This is a genomic window from Fredinandcohnia onubensis, assembly GCF_002734285.1.
Lineage (GTDB): Bacteria > Bacillota > Bacilli > Bacillales > Bacillaceae_L > Ferdinandcohnia > Ferdinandcohnia onubensis_A.
This window is the reverse complement of record NZ_NSEA01000005.1, coordinates 35,457-55,504: the sequence shown is the minus strand read 5'-3', so window position 1 is coordinate 55,504 and position 20,048 is coordinate 35,457. Positions and strand designations below refer to the sequence as shown.

Below are 20,048 nucleotides of genomic sequence, written 5' to 3'. Positions count from 1 at the left end.
TTTTTTTCAAACCCAACATCTGGTATTAGGATCCTCCGTGTTTTTTTCCAAGGATTCACTTCATGATTTGGGCTGTTAACGTCCATATTAAGATTGACTACCTTGAAAGGGATGAGCTGTATGATCAACTGGGATTTTGATGCAATGGTAAAAGAACAGAAAAAACACAAAGCAAATTATTTAGGTGAAAATACACAGCAAGATAAGCAAAAGAAGCAACAGCCGAAGAAAGAAAAGTAGTTAGAATTGGTGCTACACTCATCTTTACTTATTTTAGGAGACTTCATACCTTTTTTCGCACTTTACGATTGTGAATTTGGAAGCTTCTAGGAAACACTTGCGGGTGCGGATCTGGAAAGTTCTAGGAAACACTGATCCTCTTTATAGTCTTTACAGGTACGAATCCGGAAGGTTCTAGGATAATCCATACCTCTTTACACTCTAGTGTTGTGTGTTTAACCGCAAAACCGCAATTCATCAAAAAAACGACAAGCCACTAAGCTTGTCGTTTTCCTTTTATAAGATTAACCTCTTAAGTTATAGAAAGATGCTAATCCGTTGTATTGAGCTGTTTCACCAAGGTTGTCTTCAATACGTAGTAATTGGTTGTATTTCGCAACACGGTCAGTACGTGATGGAGCACCAGTCTTGATTTGGCCAGCGTTTGTAGCAACTGCGATGTCAGCGATTGTGCTGTCTTCTGTTTCACCAGAACGGTGAGAGATAACTGCAGTGTAGCCTGCGCGTTTAGCCATTTCGATTGCATCAAATGTTTCAGTTAATGTACCGATTTGGTTAACTTTGATAAGGATTGAGTTACCTACGCCTCTTTCAATACCTTCAGAAAGTTTCTTTGTATTTGTAACAAATAGATCGTCCCCAACTAACTGAACTTTTTTACCTAGACGCTCAGTTAAAAGTTTGTGACCTTCCCAGTCGTTTTCGTCTAAACCATCTTCAATAGAGATGATTGGGTATTTTGAAACAAGATCTTCGTAGAATGCAACCATTTCTTCAGAAGAAAGAACTTTACCTTCTCCTTTAAGATGGTATTTACCGTCTTCTTTGTTGTAGAACTCAGAAGATGCTGCATCCATTGCAAGACGTACTTGTTCACCTGGCTTGTAACCAGCTTTTTCGATTGCTTCTACGATTGTTTGTAGAGCTTCTTCGTTTGAACCAAGGTTTGGAGCAAATCCACCTTCATCACCTACAGCTGTGTTTAAGCCTTTTGCTTGTAGTACTGCTTTTAGGTTATGGAAAATTTCAGCGCCCATGCGAAGTGCTTCTTTGAAGCTTTCTGCACCAACAGGCATAACCATGAATTCTTGGATGTCAACGTTGTTATCCGCATGCTCTCCACCGTTGATGATGTTCATCATTGGTACTGGAAGAGTTTTTGAGTTGAATCCACCAAGGTATTGGTATAAAGGAATTTCAAGGAAGTCAGCTGCTGCACGAGCTGCTGCCATAGATACACCAAGAATTGCGTTTGCACCTAATTTACCTTTGTTTTCTGTTCCATCAAGCTCAATTAAAGCTCGGTCAATTGCAACTTGGTCAGTTACGTCGAATCCGATGATTTCTGCAGCAATGATTTCATTTACATTGTTTACAGCAGTTTGTACACCTTTTCCAAGGTAACGGCTCTTGTCGCCATCACGAAGCTCAACTGCTTCATATTCACCAGTTGAAGCACCACTTGGTACTAACGCACGGCCGAATGCGCCGGACTCCGTATATACTTCAACTTCAACTGTAGGATTTCCACGAGAATCTAATACTTCACGAGCGTATACATCTATGATAATTGACATAATAAAATCTCTCCTTTTCGATTAAAAAATAGTTTATTAGGTCGTTCTTTTAAAAATTATTCAGTAACGTTTATTTCTTAAGTAAGCTGTTTCCAGTCATTTCAGCCGATTTTTGAATACCTAGTAGGTCAAGCATGGTTGGTGCTAAGTCTCCAAGGACTCCGTCTTCTCGTAATGCTAAACCTTCTTTTGTTACAATCACAGGTACTGGATTAGTAGTATGTGCAGTCATTGGATTGCCTTCAATGGTAACAACCTCATCAGAGTTACCATGGTCAGCTGTGATGATGGCTGCTCCACCTTTTGCAAGAATGGCATCAACCACTTCTCCTAAGCACTCATCCACTACTTCAATGGCTTTAATCGTTGGCTCAAGTAAGCCTGAGTGACCAACCATATCTGGGTTTGCAAAGTTTAAGATAATTGCGTCATGCTTATCATCTGCAATTTCTTGTAAAAGTGCATCCCTTACTTCATAAGCACTCATTTCTGGCTTAAGGTCATAGGTTGCAACCTTTGGTGAGTTAATTAAAATACGAGTTTCACCAGGGAATTCCTTTTCACGTCCACCACTCATAAAGAAGGTTACGTGAGGATATTTTTCAGTTTCCGCAATGCGAAGCTGTTTTAATCCATTTTGTGAAAGTACTTCTCCTAAAGTGTTATCAAGATTTGTTGGCTTGAATGCCACGTATCCATCAACACTTTCACTGAAGTGAGTTAAGCACACAAAGAATAGCTTGTTTGGATGCTTTGGTCCACGATCAAATGAACGGAAGTCTTCATTTGTAAACGTATTTGAAATTTGGATGGCACGGTCTGGTCTAAAATTATAAAAGATCACAGCATCATTGTCTTGAATCGTTGCAACAGGTGAACCATCTTCTTTTACAAGGACAGATGGTAGAACGAATTCATCGTAAATGCCATTTGCATAGGAATCATCGACAAGTTCAAATGCATTTTTATATGTAGGACCTTCTCCGTAAACCATTGAACGGTATGATTTTTCAACGCGCTCCCAACGTTTGTCACGGTCCATTGAATAATAACGGCCAGACAAGGTTGCGATTTCACCAACACCGTATTCTTTTATTTTTTCATCAAGCTGTTCTAGATAGATTTTCGCAGTTTGAGGACCGACGTCTCTTCCATCTAAAAAGCCATGGATATATACTTTTTCAATACCTTCTGATGCAGCAAGTCGTAACAATGCAAATAGATGATCAATGTGACTATGTACACCACCATCTGATAATAAACCGAATAGGTGGAGTGCAGTTCCATTTTCTTTTACATGTTTCATCGCATCAAGGAATGTTTCGTTTTGCTCAAATTCATGATCGCGAATTGCAACATTTACACGAGTTAAGCTTTGGTAGACAACTCGGCCTGCACCGATATTTAAATGCCCTACCTCGGAATTCCCCATTTGTCCTTCTGGTAAGCCAACAGCCTCGCCACTTGCCTGTAAAGTAGCGTGTGGGTATTGGTTCCAAAAGCGATCAAAATTAGGTTTGTTTGCTTGAGCAACTGCGTTTCCTTTTACTTCATCGCGAAAAGCAAAACCATCTAAAATAATTAGTGCAACTGGAGATTTACTCATTACTACCTGCCTCCAAAAGCTTAACGAAAGAGGAAGCATCAAGACTAGCTCCACCAACTAGAGCACCATCGATATCTGGTTGTGCCATGTATTCTTTAATGTTTTCTGGTTTAACACTTCCACCGTATTGAATACGAACAGCATCTGCTACATCAGCAGAGAATTGTTCAGCTACTACTTTACGAATGTGTGCACAAACTTCGTTAGCATCTTCTGCTGAAGAAGATTTGCCTGTTCCGATTGCCCAGATTGGTTCATAGGCAATGACAACTTCTTTCGCTTGTTCTGCTGTAAGGCCTGCTAAAGCCTTTTGAATTTGAGTTCCAACTAGGTCATTCGTTTGACCTGCTTCACGTTGCTCTAATGTTTCACCACAGCATACGATTGGAACTAGTCCATGAGCAAATGCTGCAAGTGTTTTTTGGTTCACTGACTCATCTGTTTCAGCGAACATTTCACGGCGCTCAGAGTGACCAAGGATGACATAGTCAACACCTAGATCCTTTAATGCTACAGGGCTGATTTCCCCTGTAAATGCTCCGCTTTCTTCAAAATGCATATTTTGTGCACCAATTTTAAGGTCATAGTTTCCTTCTTTTACATTTGCAACAAGGCGCTCTAAAAATAGTGCCGGCGCACAAACAACAGAATCAACCTTTTCTGGTGATGGAATTAGACCATTAATTTCTTCTACAAAATGAACTGCTTCAGAAAGAACCTTATTCATTTTCCAGTTTCCTGCAATGATTGGCTTTCTCATGTTCACCATCCCTTTCGTTGTTAACAATATGACAAGGTGCCTTGTTAGATGGCACCATTTTTTATTTATCGTTAAGTAATACGACTCCTGGAAGCTCTTTACCTTCCATGAATTCTAGTGATGCTCCACCACCAGTTGAAATGTGGCTCATATTATCAGCTAGGCCGAATTTCTCAACTGCTGCTGCAGAGTCACCGCCACCGATAATTGAGTAAGTATCAGTAGCATCAGCTAGTGCTTGACCAACGGCTTTTGTTCCGTTAGCGAATGCATCTAATTCGAATACACCCATTGGGCCGTTCCAAATGACAAGTTTAGAGTTTAAAATAACATCTCTATATAATTCAGCTGTTTTTGGTCCAATATCAAGTGCTTCCCAATCGCTTGGAATCTCTTCAATTGGAACAATCCTAGTGTTAGCATCATTTGAGAAGTCATCTGCAACTTTTACATCAACAGGCATATAGAAATTAACGCCTTTTTCTTTTGCTTTGTTCATGAATTGGGTAGCAAGATCAATCTTATCTTCCTCTAAAAGAGATTTACCAATTTCGTGACCTTGAGCTTTTACGAATGTATAAGCAAGTCCTCCACCAATGATTAAGTTATCTACTTTTTCTAAGAGGTTTTCGATGACACCAATTTTGTCCTTAACTTTCGCTCCACCAATAATCGCAGTGAAAGGACGCTCTGGGTTAGAAAGTGCTTTACCTAATACTTCGATTTCTTTTTCCATTAAGAAACCTGCTACTGCTGGTAGGTGTTCAGCGATACCAGCTGTAGAAGCATGCGCACGGTGAGCTGCACCGAATGCGTCGTTTACGTACACATCAGCAAGTGCTGCAAATTGTTTTGCTAGCTCTGGATCATTCTTTTCTTCACCAGGGTAAAAACGAACGTTTTCAAGTAAAAGAACATCGCCTTCGTTCATCTCTGAGATGGTTTGTTCAACCTCTGGACCGTATGCTTCATTTGTTTTGCGAACTTCGATACCAAGGTGTTCGCCTAAACGCTTAGCAACTGGGTCTAAACGAAGTTCATCAACCGCTTTGCCTTTTGGACGACCAAGGTGACTCGCTAAAATGACCTTTGCCCCTTCTTTACGAAGGTGCTCGATTGTTGGCAATGCTGCACGAATACGAGTTTCATCAGTTACCTGACCATCTTGCATTGGAACGTTAAAATCAACTCGACAAAAAACTCGTTTGCCTTTCACATCAATATCTCTAACTGACTTCTTATTCACAGGGAAGGCCTCCGTTCTATGTATTGTTGGTAAAAAACATGTGCTCTAAGCACAAAGTATCCTAGCGGTAATTAGCATCTCATATAGACATCAAAAAGGGAAGGGAACATTCCCTTCCCTTCACAAGTTCTATTATAGTGCTTCTACTCAATAAAATTATAGACCTTTTGATGCGATGTAATCTACAAGATCAACTACACGGTGAGAGTATCCACTTTCGTTGTCATACCAAGAGATAACTTTTACCATGCTGCCTTCCATAACCATTGTTGAGAGAGCATCGATAGTTGAAGAATTTGGATTTCCGTTGTAGTCACTTGAAACAAGTGGCTCTTCACTGTAACCCATAATTCCGTTTAATTCATTTTCAGAAGCTTTGCGTAATGCAGCATTTACTTCCTCAACAGTTACGTCTTTTTCTAACTCAGCTACTAAGTCTACAAGAGACACGTTTGGAGTTGGAACACGCATTGCTCCACCATTTAATTTACCTTTTAATTCAGGTAATACTAGAGAAACAGCTTTTGCAGCACCAGTTGAAGTTGGGATGATGTTTTCAGCTGCTGCACGTGCACGACGGTAGTCCTTATGTGGTAAGTCAAGGATTTGTTGGTCATTTGTGTAAGAGTGAACAGTTGTCATCATACCACGCTTAATTCCAAAGTTTTCATTTAGAACTTTAGCGAATGGAGCTAAACAGTTTGTTGTACAAGAAGCATTAGAAATTACGTCATGGCTTGCTGCATCGTACTTATCTTCGTTAACACCCATAACGATAGTAATATCTTCATCAGTTGCAGGAGCAGAAATGATAACTTTCTTCGCACCAGCTTCAATGTGTTTCGCAGCGTCAGCACGCTTAGTGAAACGACCAGTTGATTCAATAACTACTTCAACTCCAAGGTCTCCCCAACCAAGTTGTGCTGGGTCGCGCTCAGCTTTAACTAAGATCTCTTTTCCATTAACAACAAGGTTGCTTCCATTAACAGATACTTCTGCATCAAGAACACCGTGAACTGTATCATACTTTAATAGATGTGCTAACATGTTTGCATCTGTTAAATCGTTTACTGCTACTACTTCAACATTTTGATTTTTTAATGCCGCACGTAATACGTTACGACCAATACGTCCAAAACCATTAATACCAACTTTTACTGTCATTTTTGATTTCCTCCTTTAGTATGTAAAACCTAAAAAATATTTTAAGGGATATTTGGTTACCCCTTTATTAACTCTTTCGCTGCACCTTCATCTGTTATTAACAGAGTCTCCGGCGCCTGCTTTAGGTATGCTTGAATGGCTGTTGCCTTCGAAGCTCCACCAGCTACGGCAATCACATCGTGAATTGCGGGTAGATTCTCAAGCTGTATGCCAATTGTTTGAACCCGATGGACCACTTTTCCATCCTCGTCAAAATAATACCCAAAAGCCTCTGCGACTGCATGAGATTCAATGATTTTTTTCATATCCTCTTCATCGGTTTTACGGCGCTCAGCCATTGTAATAGCGTCTCCTATTCCGTGAACAACCATACTTGATGATTTAATCAAATTCAGGACATCCCGAATCGATGGTTCGGCCACAAAGGAATGGTACGCTTCATTGCTCACAACATCGGGTACATGGAGAAGTCTGTAATCACCAGAAGCTTTTTCGGCCATCTTTGCGCAAATTGTATTTGCTTGATTTTCTACTCGTTCTCCTAGTCCACCTCGTGCTGGAACAAATAAAATACTTCGCCCTTTCGAATCTGGGGTCATCATTTCTGCGACCTCAACGAGGGTTGTACCACCAGTAACTGCGACGATATTTTCTCCAGAAAGCCTTTGTTTTATTCTTGAAACGCAAGCTCTTCCCATTTCTTTTTTCACCCAAGGAGTTGTGTCACTATCGCCTGAAACGACAATTACACCTTTTATCTTTAACTTTTCCTTAAGCTTCGATTCTAAAACCCGTAAACCTAAAACTTCCTTCATGACATCCTCAAGGTCTTTTAAAAGTTCAGCACCCTCACTTGTTAGACTCATTCCAGCCGTACTAAAATCAACAAGATTTTGTTCTTTTAAAAATTGAACTTCACCACGGAGGACACGTTCGCTATGACCAAGACTCGTAGAAAGATTCCTTCTTCCAATCGGCTGCATAAGTCGTATGTATTTGAGGATCTCATGGCGTTTCTGCATAACCTCTAATAAATCAGGTAATAATTTTTGTTGTACCTCAATAATCGAACTCATTTTTTCATTTCCCCTTTTTTTACCATAAGGGACTGATTTCGTCCCGCTGTGACATATTATGTCCCGCTTACAGTAAAAAAAAACAACTCGTTAAATCAGATACGCCTTGGCGTATTTGCGCCCAGATTTTTTCGTGCTTGCTCGAAAAATTTCCTTTGAAAATCTGTGGCTTCCGCCGGAGGCATAACTTTATTCAGTATTGAATAAAGTTTGTATATCGCCGTGTTACATTTTCTATAGTACCAGTACTTTTAAAAGAAAGCAATAAATAAACTGCCTATTTTTTAGGCAGTCAGATTATTTTAAATATTTACTTAGGTATTCTTGGATGACCTCTTTATGGATAATCCCATACTCCACTTCGTTTCCGTCAATTTCGATAACCGGAATCATGATCTGATATTTTTCCAGAAGTTCATCATCTTTATAAATATCGACCTCATTGAGGTCTAGAGGAAATTCTTCACTTAATTCCTCGATAACCTTTTTCGCTTTTGTACAAAGGGAGCAATTTTCCTTTGAATACATGGTGACTTGAATGCGACTCAACTGTTACACTTCCAATCTACTTGCTATATCTTTTTCGCTTCGATGAAGATGGTATATTTAATTGGTCACGGTATTTTGCAATTGTTCTTCTGGACACAAGAATACCATGCTCTTCCTTAAGTATACTGACAATCTCCTGGTCTGACAAAGGCTTTTGTTTATTTTCCTCATCAACCAGCTGTTTTAAAACGTTCTTAACTTGCGTTGATGACGTATCGGTTGATCCCGTTGTTTGGATGTTGCGACTAAAGAAATATTTCATTTCGAAAATACCAAACGGAGTTTGAACAAATTTATCTTTTACTGCACGGCTTACGGTTGATTCATGAATGTCTAAACTTTGTGCAACTTCACTCATTATTAGTGGCTTTAGATGAGCTGGTCCTTTTAGAAAGAAATCCAGTTGACGATTAATGATTTCGTTCATGACATTTTGTAAGGTGAGTTTTCGTTGTTCCAAACTTCTCATAATCCATTGGCACTGATCCACTTTTTCTTGGAGATAGGATTGTGTTTGTGAATCCTTTTCTTGTAAAAAATGTTGGTAATACTGAAGATTTAACGAAACCTTTGGCAAATATGAATCGTGCATGTTCATTATGACAACACCATTTTCAACTTGAATATCAAAGTCCGGAACAATATATTGTGCTTCTCCTCCATGAAAAGCTGCACCCGGTCTTGGTTGTAGGGTTTGGATAAAGTCAAAAATCTGTTGAATATCAAAAAGCTTTACATCAAGTTGTTTCGCGATTTCCTTCCAGGACTTTTCCGCAAATTCTTCAAAATAGTCTTGGATAATAGTTTCAGCAAGACTATTCCGATTTGGCAATTTCCTTAGTTGTAGAAGCAGGCATTCTTGTAAGGACCTTGCTCCTACCCCAACCGGATCTAAACTTTGAATATAGTGAATCGCACTTTCGATATTTTCCGTATCGGTATTGAGGTCTTTGGCAATCTCCTCCTCCGGAAAATACAGATAGCCGTTGCTATCCAAGAGTTGAATAATATATTCCATCGTTCGCTTTTTTTCGTTGTTCACCTTCATATATGATAGTTGTGTAAGCAAGTGTTCATAAAGGGTTGTTTCTTTTTTTTCAATATAGTCAATCGGATTTGTATAGGATTCTTTTGAGACCTTTGATTTTGTTCGTCGACTAAAATCCGTTTGCTTTACTTCAATTAGGGGATTTTCTAATGTTTGCTCTTCTAGAAATTTAGTCAAATCCAAAGAAGAGTATTGTAATAGAGTTATAGCTTGAGTTAACTCCTTTGTCATGACTAGCTTTAATGATTGCTGCTGAAAAAGTCCAGTTTGCATATTCACTCTCGTTCTCCCCCTTTCACCTGAGTTATGTTAAATGGAAGCGTTTACTTTTTAATTCACAATGAACTCCATCGTTTTATTGAATATGTTCTATCGTTAATTTTATCTTACTTCTATGGTATCGAAAAAGTTAAATTTTAGCACGCATTTTTATTCATTTTTTGAAAGAATCTATCTTAAAGAGGTGATTTGTGTTGAGAAAAAATGAGATTATGTACACCGGCCCAGTTACGGGTACTTTGGATGAAGCAAAAAAAGCGAAAAACAAAGAAGAGTTCGCATCTGAATTTGATCCCATCCAAACAATGTGGGCTGTGAATCCAGTTGATGAGGATGTGTACGAAGGAACATTGGGGTATAAAGATAACTAGGTATTTGGAGAAGGGCTATTTGTGCCATCTTTGATCGATTTCTTGCTCGTGAGGGTACGATTAGCGCGTTTGCGTTCCCTCTTTGATCAAATTCCGACTCGTGAGGGTACTATTAGCGCGTTTGCGTTCCCTTTTCGTCTGATTTCAAGGAACAAAGGGCACGATTACCGTAATATGCAAAAAAGGACCAGGAGATATCTCCTGGTCCTTTCTTCATTAGCGCCCTCGGCAGGATTCGAACCCACGATAAGAGAACCGGAATCTCTTGTGCTATCCACTACACTACGAGGGCATGTATGAATAGAAACTGCACTCATCATTATAGGCTAGAACGCTTTTGAATGCAAGATGTATGTTTAAAACACTCCAAATCGGGTATGATGGTATACGTATGAAATTTTGTTTTTTTCACATCTATAAAGGTATGTCATAAATGTTTGTAGAATAAGATAAGTTAGTAAAGCGAATTGTTTGACCTTTACTGACCTTAATTGTATGATGGAAATACATAGTAAAGTTTTTAATTTGTTTTGAAGGAGGAAGTTAAATGAATTTAATCCCTACAGTTATTGAGCAAACAAACCGTGGAGAGCGCGCCTATGATATTTACTCACGTTTATTAAAAGACCGTATTATCATGCTTGGAAGTGCCATTGATGATAATGTTGCTAACTCAATCGTGTCTCAGTTATTGTTTTTAGCAGCTGAAGATCCTGAAAAAGATATTTCTTTATACATTAACAGCCCTGGTGGTTCAATTACAGCTGGTATGGCTATTTATGACACAATGCAGTTCATTAAGCCAAAGGTTTCTACAATCTGTATTGGTATGGCTGCATCTATGGGTGCTTTCTTACTTGCTGCTGGTGAAAAAGGCAAGCGTTTTGCGCTTCCAAACAGTGAAGTAATGATTCACCAACCACTTGGTGGAGCACAAGGTCAAGCAACTGAAATCGAAATTGCGGCTAAACGTATTCTTTTCTTACGTGAAAAGCTAAACCAAATTTTAGCTGAACGTACTGGCCAACCAATTGAGGTTCTTCAAAAGGATACAGATCGCGATAACTTTATGACTGCTGAAAGAGCAATGGAATATGGTCTAATCGACAAGGTTATGTACCCACAAGACAATAAATAATTAAAAAAGCGCAAGCGCCTTGCTCAGCCCTGACAAGCATAAGAAAAGCCGGTAAGAAGGATGTCTTTTATCCTTCTTGACGGATTGGCTTATGACCTCGAAGGGCTAGGCGCTGGAGTTAGACTTCAATAAAAAAAATCCTCTCACATTTAATCGTGAGAGGTTTTTTTTATGCTTCTTTTTGAACAAATTCAGTTAATGCTTCAACTGCTGCTTCTTCATCATTTCCATCAGCAATTAATGTAACTGTTGTACCGCTGCCAACCGCTAGACTCATTAGTCCCATGATGCTTTTTGCATTTACCTTTTTTCCGTCTTTTTCTAAAAAGATATCTGCAGAAAATTTATTTGCTTCCTGAACAAACATCGCTGCAGGGCGTGCTTGTAACCCCGTTCTTAAAGCAACCTCAACATGTCTTTCCACCATTCGTTTCTTCCTCCTCAAATTTTTCTGTACATTCTTAAGTTGTGTTTTTTTCATTTCCTATTATTACGTAAGTTGAGCTCTAAAGGTTTCATGTTTTTCAAAAAATGATAACGCTTTATTTTTCACCAAGTGAGTAAGGTGCTCACTTTATAGATTGGCCCGCTCGGAGCTTATCAGCAATTTCATCAATTTTTCGAAGTCGGTGGTTAATGCCCGACTTACTAATCTGACCCGATGTTACCATTTCGCCTAGCTCTTTAAGTGTGACATCCTGGTAGGCCACGCGAAGCTCAGCAATTTCTCTTAATTTATCAGGTAGGATACCCAGGCCTACTGTTTCATCAATGTATCTGATATTTTCCACCTGTCGAATCGATGCTCCAATTGTTTTATTTAGGTTTGCTGTTTCACAATTGACGAGACGGTTCACCGAATTTCTCATGTCACGAACGATACGGACGTCCTCGAATCGAAGCAATGCCTGATGGGCACCAATGACATTTAGGAACTCTGTGATTTTTTCCGCTTCTTTTAAGTAGGTGATAAAACCTTTTTTTCGTTCTAACGTTTTAGCGTTGAGATCAAAAACGTTCATTAATTCACAAAGTGAGTCATTATGTTCTTTATATAATGAAAAGATCTCAAGGTGGTACGAGGATGTTTCTGGGTTATTAACAGAACCACCTGCTAAAAAGGCTCCGCGTAAATAGGAACGTTTGCAGCACTTCTTCGCTACTAATTCTGAAGAAATTTCCTGTCTTAATGAAAAGCCTTCGAAAATCTTCAAGTCTTCTAGTATTTCCTTTGCATCCTCTATAAGGCGAACAAGATATACATTATTCTTCTTGAGTCTCATTTTCTTTCGAACAAGGAGTTCTACCCCTACATTATAGCATTTTTTCAGAAGTGTATAAATTCTTCTCGCAATGGCGGCGTTTTCCGTTTGGATATCGACCACCATTTTTTGGTTAGAGAAGGAAAGTGCGCCATTCATTCGGATCAAAGCGGAAAGCTCGGCTTTTGAGCAGCAATCTTTGATGTCTAAATTTGTGAGTTCTTTTTTCGTCTCTGATGCAAATGACACAGTTCCACCTCCCTTTTTTAAAAGTGGGTGATTTAAAATCAATCACCCTTTTTATTTTTAATGAGCAAATCATATAACAGGCTTGCCACTTTTTTTGTGTCGTGTCTGATAACGCCATTATCGTATGAAATGATTTTATCATGAATGATGGCTAAACCTAAAGCAGAAAGCCTTTCAGTGTCGTAAACTACAGGCTTTGCTAGCTCTTTTGCATATTTTTCTTTAATATTCTCAGGAATTTCTCCATTGTTGACAAGAACCGTATCAATGAACTTTATACCCATATGGTCGTACAAAGCTTGAACATGGTCGCTTGCCGTAAAATTCAAGGTTTCCCCTGCCTGTGTCATTACATTACAAATATAAACTTTTTTCGCGTCCGATTTTAAAACCTCTTCGCCGATTTTTGGTACAAGTAAATTCGGTAAAATACTGGTGTAGAGGCTACCAGGACCAATGATAATCATATCTGCCTGTTGAATCTTTTCGATCGATTCTTGTAGAGGCTCTACATCACTAGGTGTTAAAAATACACGCTTTATTTTTTTACCCGAATATGGAATCTTGGATTCGCCTGAAACAACAGAGCCATCCTCCATTTCAGCATGTAAAATGACGCTTTTATTTGCTGCCGGAAGAACCTTCCCTCTTACATTGAGAACCTTGCTCATTTCACCAACTGCGTGAACAAAATCGCCAGTAATTGTAGTCATTGCCGCAAGAATTAAGTTTCCTAACGAATGACCTGATAACCCATTTCCACCAGCAAAGCGATGCTGAAATAAATCCTCAATTAAAGGCTCCACATCTGACAACGCAGCTAATACATTTCGAATATCACCTGGCGGTGGGATATCCATCTCATCTCGAAGACGACCAGAAGATCCCCCGTCATCTGCAACGGTTACAATTGCCGTGATATCGACAGGTAGATATTTTAACCCTCGTAAAAGTACAGAAAGTCCTGTTCCACCACCAACGATGACAATCTTAGGCTGTTTTGGCTCGGTCATTACTTTTTGTCCTTTCTCTTCTCAATATCGCGGTGAGAAACATGGGTTTGATATTCTTCCTTGAAATGATTTGCGATATATTCAGCTAGTGTAACAGAACGATGCTGTCCACCTGTGCAACCAATCCCGATTACAAGCTGACTTTTACCTTCCCGTTTGTATTGAGGAAGCATAAATGCAAGCAGGTCAGTTACCTTTTCAATAAACTTCTGGGTTTCGGTCCATTTTAAAACATAGCCTGAAACATCGTCATCAAGTCCAGTTTTCGGTCTCATCGCTTCGATATAGTGTGGATTTGGAAGAAAACGTACATCAAACACGAGGTCAGCATCAATTGGGATGCCATATTTAAAGCCAAATGACATCACGTTGACTGTAAAGGTCGGTCTTGATTCTGATGCAAATTGCTTTAAAATTTTCTCGCGTAGTTCTCTTGGTTTTAAATCAGAAGTGTCATAAATATATTGCGCTCTTCCCTTAAGTTCATCAAGAATTTCACGCTCTGCCTGAATTCCTTCCAATGGAGAACCAGTTGGAGCAAGCGGATGGGAACGTCTTGTTTCCTTATACCGAGTAACAAGGGTCGTATCTTTTGCATCAAGGAATAATATTTGAGGAGAAATCCATGAGACCTCTGAGAGATCGTCAAGTGATGCAAATAGGCTATCGAAAAACTCACGGCCCCGTAAGTCCATGACGAGTGCAACTTTATTCATTTTTCCGCCAGATTCCTTCATCAGCTCTAGAAACTTTGGAAGCAAAGTTGGGGGAAGGTTATCTACGCAAAAATACCCTAAATCTTCAAAACTTTGAATGGCAACCGTTTTTCCGGCGCCTGACATTCCAGTTATAATCACTAATTGTATTTCACTTGTTGAACCAACACTCATTGTTTTGCCTCCCTAATTTCTAGCTTGGATCTAATCGATAGGATAATAATTGAAAATCGGGTGTATATGTAAATGTCCCATATATGACCCCAGAACCTTTAAGTACATAATCTAAAATATGATAATCACCTGGTGCCATTGGCAGATTGGGGATGTCCCCGATGTCCTGCCATTTCAGGATTCCCTCTTCAGATTCATCGACGTTTTCACCTTCAAAGTCATTGGCTAAGAAGGAAAACATCATCCATTCAGAGGTTACCTTGTCACCCTCTTTAATGATAAATGTAAAAATCCCTTTAATATCTGGGTTTTTAAGATAAAGACCAGTTTCTTCACGATATTCACGGATACAGGAGTCACGTATTGATTCACCCGGTTCCATTTTTCCACCAGGAGCAACCCACCACCCGCGACGTGGCTTTTGTAAAAGCAAGACTTTATTATCCTTGCGTACTAAGCAATTTGTTACTCTTTGCACTCTCTTCACCCCAAGTCGGTCTCTTTTTAAGTAGACCGTTTGTAAGCATTCATATTGATATTATTATACTATTTCTAAGAGGTAGTCACAACGAACAAGATTTTCATAATTTTTATTGGGGAAATTCGGGCAAAAAAAGGGGGCACGGGGGATGTACCCGTGCCCAAAAAAATCTATTTTATAAAAAGGGGGTCAATTACTACTATTATCATACTCAAAATATATTTCACCCGTGTTACAGGAGAGTTAAAACAAAATTACGTTTTAAAGGAAAAGTTTTACATAAAAGAAACATTAACCTGAAAGGACTAGTTCCTTCACTTATTCGTAGTTCAAAAGCTTGAACCCTTCGCATATATTTCAATAAAAGCTTATTTACGAAGGAGGAATTGAATGAACGAAAAATTAATGGTGCGACAGGAACTGATGGAACTTGATCAAAAACATTTCTTGCATCCAACCTCTCCGATTCAGCAACAGCAGGATTTAGGACCTGCCTTTATTTTCACAAAAGGAGAAGGTGTGTTTCTTGAGGATGTGAATGGAAAACGCGTACTTGATGGCATGTCTTCTTTATGGAATGTCAATATTGGACACGGTCGGAAAGAATTAGGGCAAGCGGCGATGGAGCAGATGAATAAGCTTGCATTTAGCTCTTGTTTTGCGACGTTTAGCAATGAACCTGCAATCCGTTTGGCAGCTAAGCTTGCGGAAATTTCACCTAGAAATTTATCGACGACCTTTTTTACTTCAGGTGGCTCGGAAGCAAATGATACGGCATATAAATTAGCACGGCATTACTGGATACTCCGTGGAATGCCTGAGAAAAAGAAAATCATCTCTCGAAATAGGTCGTACCATGGGGTTGCCATGGGGTCGACAAGTGCAACAGGACTAAAGCCTTTTCGAGATTTTACAAATTCATTGGCACCTGATTTTTATCATACGGATAATTTCTCAGCTGAAGATTTGCGCAATACAATTGAGGCTGAAGGTCCAGAAACAATTGCGGCTTTTGTTGCAGAGCCAGTACAAGGGGCTGGCGGGGTTCATATCGCCCCGGAAGGGTATTTTAATAAAGTTCGGGACATCTGTGATGAATACAATATTTTATGGATTACAGATGAAGTGATTACAGGATTTGGGAGAACAGGTGAATACTTCGGAGTCGACCACTATGGGGTTGCACCTGACATGATGTGTTTTGCCAAAGGGGTAACGAGTGGATATGCCCAATTAGGCGGTGTCATGTTATCCGAAGCAATCTTTGATGAATTCAAAAAGCTTTCGACCGGTACACTTTTACACGGATATACCTATAGTGGTCATCCGATGGCCTGTGCAGTTGCATTGAAAAATATCGAAATCCTTGAAAATGAGGGATTAATCGAGAATTCGGCAAAAATGGGTGCCAAGATGCTCAATGGTTTTTCATGGATTCAAAGTGAAAGCAGTCTTGTCAGTCACGTCCGCGCACTAGGACTCATGGGTGCTGTCGAAATCAATACTCCTCAGCATGTAAAAGGCCCTCTTGCACCTAAAATTGTCAATGAGGCCGCAAAAATCGGATTAATCTGCAGATCTGTCGTATTTGATGGTTTGGACACACTCGTCTTCGCTCCTCCACTTTGTATCAACAAAGAGGAAGTAGAGCTTATGATTGAAATGCTACATCATGCGATCTTTAGGGTAGAACGAAGCGTGTAAGATAGAGAACGAATAACCGCCTATTCCTTTGTGGATTAGGCGGTTATTCTATGTTTAACAGTTATTCACATGTGTATAAGTATTTAATCGGATGGAATTTTCTTTTTGGCCTGTTTAGGTTTCTTGGTAATAATCTGATAATAATCCGTTCTGCGGTCTTTTAGCGGCGTTTCGGTTCCAATGTTACGGTTTCGGCGAAGGCTTTCAAGGTCAACCTCTCCCACCACAATTGTTTCAATATTTGGGTTGCACTCTCCAACAATCCCATTGCTTGAAAATGTAAAATCAGATGGTGAAAAAATACCGGATTGTGCGTATTGTACATCCATATGTGGAACATGTGTAAGGTTACCGACTGCACCTGCAATTACCGTATACACTTGATTTTCGACAGCACGAGCCTGTGAGCAATACCTCACCCTCAAATAACCTTGTTGGTCTTCTGAGCTAAAAGGAGTAAAAATAATTTGTGCCCCTTTATCCACGGCAATCCGAGCGAGCTCCGGAAACTGAATATCATAGCTGATCAGAATTGAGATTTTTCCACAGTCTGTGTCAAATACGTGGACACCGTTACCTGGTTGAACCCCCCACCATCTTCTCTCATCAGGTGTAATATGGAGCTTATATTGCTTATCAATTGTACCGTCTCGTCTAAAAAGGTACGCAACATTGTATAGACAATGATCCTCTTCCACAAAATGCGAACCGCCCACAATATTAATATTGTACGTTACGGCAAGTTTTGAAAAGAGATTAATATAGTCCTCCGTATACTCTGAAACCTTTTTGATTTGTTTACTCGGTACCTGCTCATCAATAAACGACAATAGCTGCATGGTAAACGTTTCAGGGAACACTGCAAAGTCTGAGCGAAAATTAGAACTCGCATCAATAAAATATTCACATTGTGTTGCAAAATCTTCAAAGGAATTGATTTTCTTCATCATATATTGAATCACTGAAATTCTCACAGGGAGGGACCGATTGTAAATCCTTCTCGTTTTCTTAGGTAAGTAATCAGGATTATTCCATTCCATTAGAGTTGCATAGCCTAAAGAATCCCGATCCGATAAGTAATTTGCATTGACGCGCTTCAGTACAAACCCATTGATCATTTGAAAAGTAAGTGCTGGGTCATAGATATTCTGTTGGATGACCTGATCCACATATTCCCTAGCAGACATTTCATCCGCATATTTATGATAGTTTGAGATTCTCCCACCAATAATGATGCTTTCTAAGTTGAGTTCTTGAGTCAGTTTTTTTCTTGCCTCATAAAGTCTACGTCCGATTTTCATGCGACGATACTCCGGGTGGACCATAACATCGATACCATATAGATTTTTTCCATGTGGATCATGGTTGCGAATATAGGAATTATCGCTAATCTCATCGAACGTATGCTTATCCTCATATTCATCAAAATCTACTATTAAGCTCGAACACGAGCCAATGATTTTCCCATCATATTCAACACAGAATTGTCCTTCTGGAAAAATGGTTAGATGGCTTTCTAATTGGTCCCGCTCCCATGGGTCCATATTCGGAAAACAAACCTTTGAAAGTTCAATAATCTCTTCGATATCCTCATGCCTAATATTTCGTAACACAATCCTCTTCTCAAATTTTGATAAATCAATCCTCGACACAAATATCTCCCTTTCTGGGCATTCGATAAATTTAGGCACTATCCAATTTTTATCGAACGTTTTATAATTCATCCCCTTTCTATCAATATATTATCGGTGGTACGTTTATATTTCTTTTTTGAACTTACGAACGCTGCAGAAGCTACTTTACTGATCACTTCTTCTCCCATTCCTCTCTTGTTAGTTTCATGTTGATGGAATCAATCCATTCTCCTTCAAACTCTAGGTCATCTTTGTCTACACTGTCGGTAATAAACCCTACTTTTTCATATACTGTTTTGGCTCTCGGGTTAAAATCAAAAACACTGAGGGTTAGTTGGTTAAGGTCAGTGTTTTGAAAAACATAATCAACTATAAGCTGAGTAGCTTCTGTTCCGAGTCCTTTATCTCTTCCATTTGGGCCAATCAGAATTCTAAAATTCATGCTATGTGTTTTTTCATCATAAAGATTGACCACCACTTCACCTACTAAGACGCGATTCCCCTTATCAACAACAGCAAGATCTAAACGATCCTCCTGTTCATTTCTCGTTCGATACCACAGAAGAGTTTTATCTCGTTCATATCCCGCTGTGCTACCCGTATATTTAATTACTACAGGATCCTTTAAACATTCTTCTATGTACGGGAAATCCTCATCCATTATAAATGGTCTAAGAATAGCTTTTTCTCCGAAGATTGTCGGTTTAACATGTAAATCAATCATAAGAATGCCACCACCTTAAATTCATCAAAAAACACCTCCACATTGGAGGTGTTCTTTAGTTTATGCTTTAATTTTTTCCATCAATTCTTCGATATAGTGTTGAGCTGTTTGAGCCGCAATACTACCATCGCCAGTTGCCGTAACGATTTGGCGAAGTTGCTTTTCACGGATGTCACCTGCTGCAAAGATGCCAGGTACTTTTGTTTCCATTTGCTCGTTTGTTTCGATATATCCGTTTTCGTTGGTAATCCCTAGGCCTTCAAATGGTTTTGAAAGTGGAAGCATACCGACATAGATGAATACGCCGTCTGCGCCAAATTCTGATTCCTCACCAGTTTGTGTATTCACAAGTGTTAAGGAGCCAACCTTACCATCTTTTTCGTGAATTTCTTTAACTGTGTGATTCCAGATAAACTCCACTTTTTCGTTATCGAATGCACGTTGTTGAAGGATTTTTTGTGCACGTAGTTGGTCACGACGGTGAATGATTGTAACCTTAGAAGCAAAACGAGTTAAGTACACACCTTCTTCTACTGCAGAGTCTCCTCCACCGACTACAACAAGCTCTCTGTTTTTAAAGAATGCCCCATCACATACCGCACAGTAAGAAACGCCTCGGCCACCAAGTTCTTTTTCACCTGGCACCCCAATTTTCTTATATTCCGCACCAGTTGCGATAATAATAGCACGTGCTTTATATTCTTTGCTGCCAGCTATGACAGTCTTGAATTCTTCACCATTAATAACTTCTTTTATATCACCATACGCATATTCAGCACCGAATTTCTTCGCATGCTCGAACATTTTTGTGGATAATTCAGGTCCTAAAATATGGTCAAATCCTGGGTAGTTTTCAACTTCTTCAGTGTTTGCCATTTGGCCACCAGGAATCCCGCGCTCAAGCATTAATGTTGATAGGTTTGCACGAGAAGTATAAACGGCTGCAGTCATACCTGCCGGACCGGCACCGATTATAATGACATCATAAATTTTTTCTTCAGTCATTTTTACGTCTCTCCTTACTTCCTTTGTCAAAG

General features: G+C 39.4%; 19 protein-coding genes and 1 tRNA gene. 3 read left to right on the top strand and 17 right to left on the bottom strand.

Annotated features, from left to right (window positions below):
* Positions 1–524 precede the first annotated feature (524 nt).
* From eno to rpoN, 8 genes are all read right to left on the bottom strand, one after another.
* Complete coding sequence (gene eno, locus CKJ95_RS06125; RefSeq protein ID WP_099352520.1) at positions 525–1,817, bottom strand: phosphopyruvate hydratase; 1,293 nt, start codon at positions 1,815–1,817, stop codon at positions 525–527.
* Positions 1,818–1,887: 70 nt separating this feature from the next.
* Positions 1,888–3,423 (bottom strand): 2,3-bisphosphoglycerate-independent phosphoglycerate mutase, encoded by a 1,536-nt coding sequence (gene gpmI, locus CKJ95_RS06120; RefSeq protein WP_099352519.1) that lies wholly within the window; start codon positions 3,421–3,423, stop codon positions 1,888–1,890.
* Positions 3,416–4,183, bottom strand: a complete 768-nt coding sequence (gene tpiA, locus CKJ95_RS06115; protein WP_099352518.1) for a triose-phosphate isomerase — start codon at positions 4,181–4,183, stop codon at positions 3,416–3,418. The genes gpmI and tpiA overlap by 8 nt, the downstream gene beginning before the upstream one ends.
* A gap of 61 nt (positions 4,184–4,244) precedes the next feature.
* On the bottom strand, positions 4,245–5,429 hold the full coding sequence (locus tag CKJ95_RS06110; RefSeq protein WP_099352517.1) for a phosphoglycerate kinase: 1,185 nt from the start codon (positions 5,427–5,429) through the stop codon (positions 4,245–4,247).
* A gap of 156 nt (positions 5,430–5,585) precedes the next feature.
* Entirely contained in the window at positions 5,586–6,593 is a 1,008-nt protein-coding gene (gap, locus tag CKJ95_RS06105; protein WP_099352516.1) for a type I glyceraldehyde-3-phosphate dehydrogenase, read from the bottom strand.
* Positions 6,594–6,649: 56 nt separating this feature from the next.
* The gene (locus CKJ95_RS06100) at positions 6,650–7,669 is read right to left on the bottom strand and encodes a sugar-binding transcriptional regulator (RefSeq protein ID WP_099352515.1); all 1,020 of its coding nucleotides are present in this window, start codon (positions 7,667–7,669) and stop codon (positions 6,650–6,652) included.
* A 297-nt stretch (positions 7,670–7,966) separates the two neighbouring features.
* On the bottom strand, positions 7,967–8,209 hold the full coding sequence (locus tag CKJ95_RS06095) for a glutaredoxin family protein (RefSeq protein WP_099352694.1): 243 nt from the start codon (positions 8,207–8,209) through the stop codon (positions 7,967–7,969).
* A 25-nt stretch (positions 8,210–8,234) separates the two neighbouring features.
* Positions 8,235–9,539 carry an RNA polymerase factor sigma-54 gene (rpoN, locus tag CKJ95_RS06090; RefSeq protein WP_180271437.1) on the bottom strand — a complete coding sequence of 435 codons (1,305 nt, stop codon included), beginning with the start codon at positions 9,537–9,539 and terminating at the stop codon, positions 8,235–8,237.
* Between the two features lie 200 nt (positions 9,540–9,739).
* On the opposite strand from rpoN, the gene CKJ95_RS23290 reads away from it, so the two are divergent.
* A complete protein-coding gene (locus CKJ95_RS23290; RefSeq protein WP_180271424.1) occupies positions 9,740–9,916 on the top strand; it encodes a hypothetical protein in 177 nt (58 codons plus the stop codon).
* Between the two features lie 220 nt (positions 9,917–10,136).
* Here CKJ95_RS23290 and CKJ95_RS06085 read toward each other — a convergent pair.
* Positions 10,137–10,208 (bottom strand) — tRNA-Arg (locus CKJ95_RS06085).
* Positions 10,209–10,463: 255 nt separating this feature from the next.
* Between CKJ95_RS06085 and clpP the strand changes: the two genes are divergently transcribed.
* Positions 10,464–11,054 carry an ATP-dependent Clp endopeptidase proteolytic subunit ClpP gene (clpP, locus tag CKJ95_RS06080; RefSeq protein WP_099352513.1) on the top strand — a complete coding sequence of 197 codons (591 nt, stop codon included), beginning with the start codon at positions 10,464–10,466 and terminating at the stop codon, positions 11,052–11,054.
* A gap of 169 nt (positions 11,055–11,223) precedes the next feature.
* On the opposite strand, the gene CKJ95_RS06075 is transcribed toward clpP, so the two are convergent.
* The 5 genes from CKJ95_RS06075 to CKJ95_RS06055 form a co-directional block, all read right to left on the bottom strand.
* Positions 11,224–11,481 (bottom strand): HPr family phosphocarrier protein, encoded by a 258-nt coding sequence (locus CKJ95_RS06075; RefSeq protein ID WP_099352512.1) that lies wholly within the window; start codon positions 11,479–11,481, stop codon positions 11,224–11,226.
* A 142-nt stretch (positions 11,482–11,623) separates the two neighbouring features.
* The gene (gene whiA, locus CKJ95_RS06070; protein WP_099352693.1) at positions 11,624–12,565 is read right to left on the bottom strand and encodes a DNA-binding protein WhiA; all 942 of its coding nucleotides are present in this window, start codon (positions 12,563–12,565) and stop codon (positions 11,624–11,626) included.
* 38 nt (positions 12,566–12,603) lie between these two features.
* Positions 12,604–13,578 (bottom strand): gluconeogenesis factor YvcK family protein, encoded by a 975-nt coding sequence (locus CKJ95_RS06065; protein WP_099352511.1) that lies wholly within the window; start codon positions 13,576–13,578, stop codon positions 12,604–12,606.
* A complete protein-coding gene (gene rapZ, locus CKJ95_RS06060) occupies positions 13,578–14,468 on the bottom strand; it encodes an RNase adapter RapZ (RefSeq protein ID WP_099352510.1) in 891 nt (296 codons plus the stop codon). The genes CKJ95_RS06065 and rapZ overlap by 1 nt, the downstream gene beginning before the upstream one ends.
* A gap of 19 nt (positions 14,469–14,487) precedes the next feature.
* Complete coding sequence (locus CKJ95_RS06055) at positions 14,488–14,946, bottom strand: NUDIX hydrolase (RefSeq protein ID WP_099352509.1); 459 nt, start codon at positions 14,944–14,946, stop codon at positions 14,488–14,490.
* Between the two features lie 393 nt (positions 14,947–15,339).
* Here CKJ95_RS06055 and CKJ95_RS06045 point away from each other — a divergent pair, with 393 nt between their 5' ends.
* Positions 15,340–16,653 carry an aminotransferase family protein gene (locus CKJ95_RS06045; RefSeq protein ID WP_099352507.1) on the top strand — a complete coding sequence of 438 codons (1,314 nt, stop codon included), beginning with the start codon at positions 15,340–15,342 and terminating at the stop codon, positions 16,651–16,653.
* Positions 16,654–16,736: 83 nt separating this feature from the next.
* On the opposite strand, the gene CKJ95_RS06040 is transcribed toward CKJ95_RS06045, so the two are convergent.
* The 3 genes from CKJ95_RS06040 to trxB all read right to left on the bottom strand — a co-directional run bounded on the left by CKJ95_RS06040 (position 16,737) and on the right by trxB (position 20,016).
* Entirely contained in the window at positions 16,737–18,305 is a 1,569-nt protein-coding gene (locus CKJ95_RS06040) for a bifunctional GNAT family N-acetyltransferase/carbon-nitrogen hydrolase family protein (RefSeq protein WP_099352506.1), read from the bottom strand.
* 154 nt (positions 18,306–18,459) lie between these two features.
* Positions 18,460–19,011, bottom strand: a complete 552-nt coding sequence (locus tag CKJ95_RS06035; RefSeq protein ID WP_099352505.1) for a GNAT family N-acetyltransferase — start codon at positions 19,009–19,011, stop codon at positions 18,460–18,462.
* A gap of 60 nt (positions 19,012–19,071) precedes the next feature.
* Positions 19,072–20,016: a thioredoxin-disulfide reductase gene (trxB, locus tag CKJ95_RS06030; protein WP_099352504.1), complete on the bottom strand. Its 945-nt coding sequence runs from the start codon at positions 20,014–20,016 to the stop codon at positions 19,072–19,074.
* Positions 20,017–20,048 lie beyond the last annotated feature (32 nt).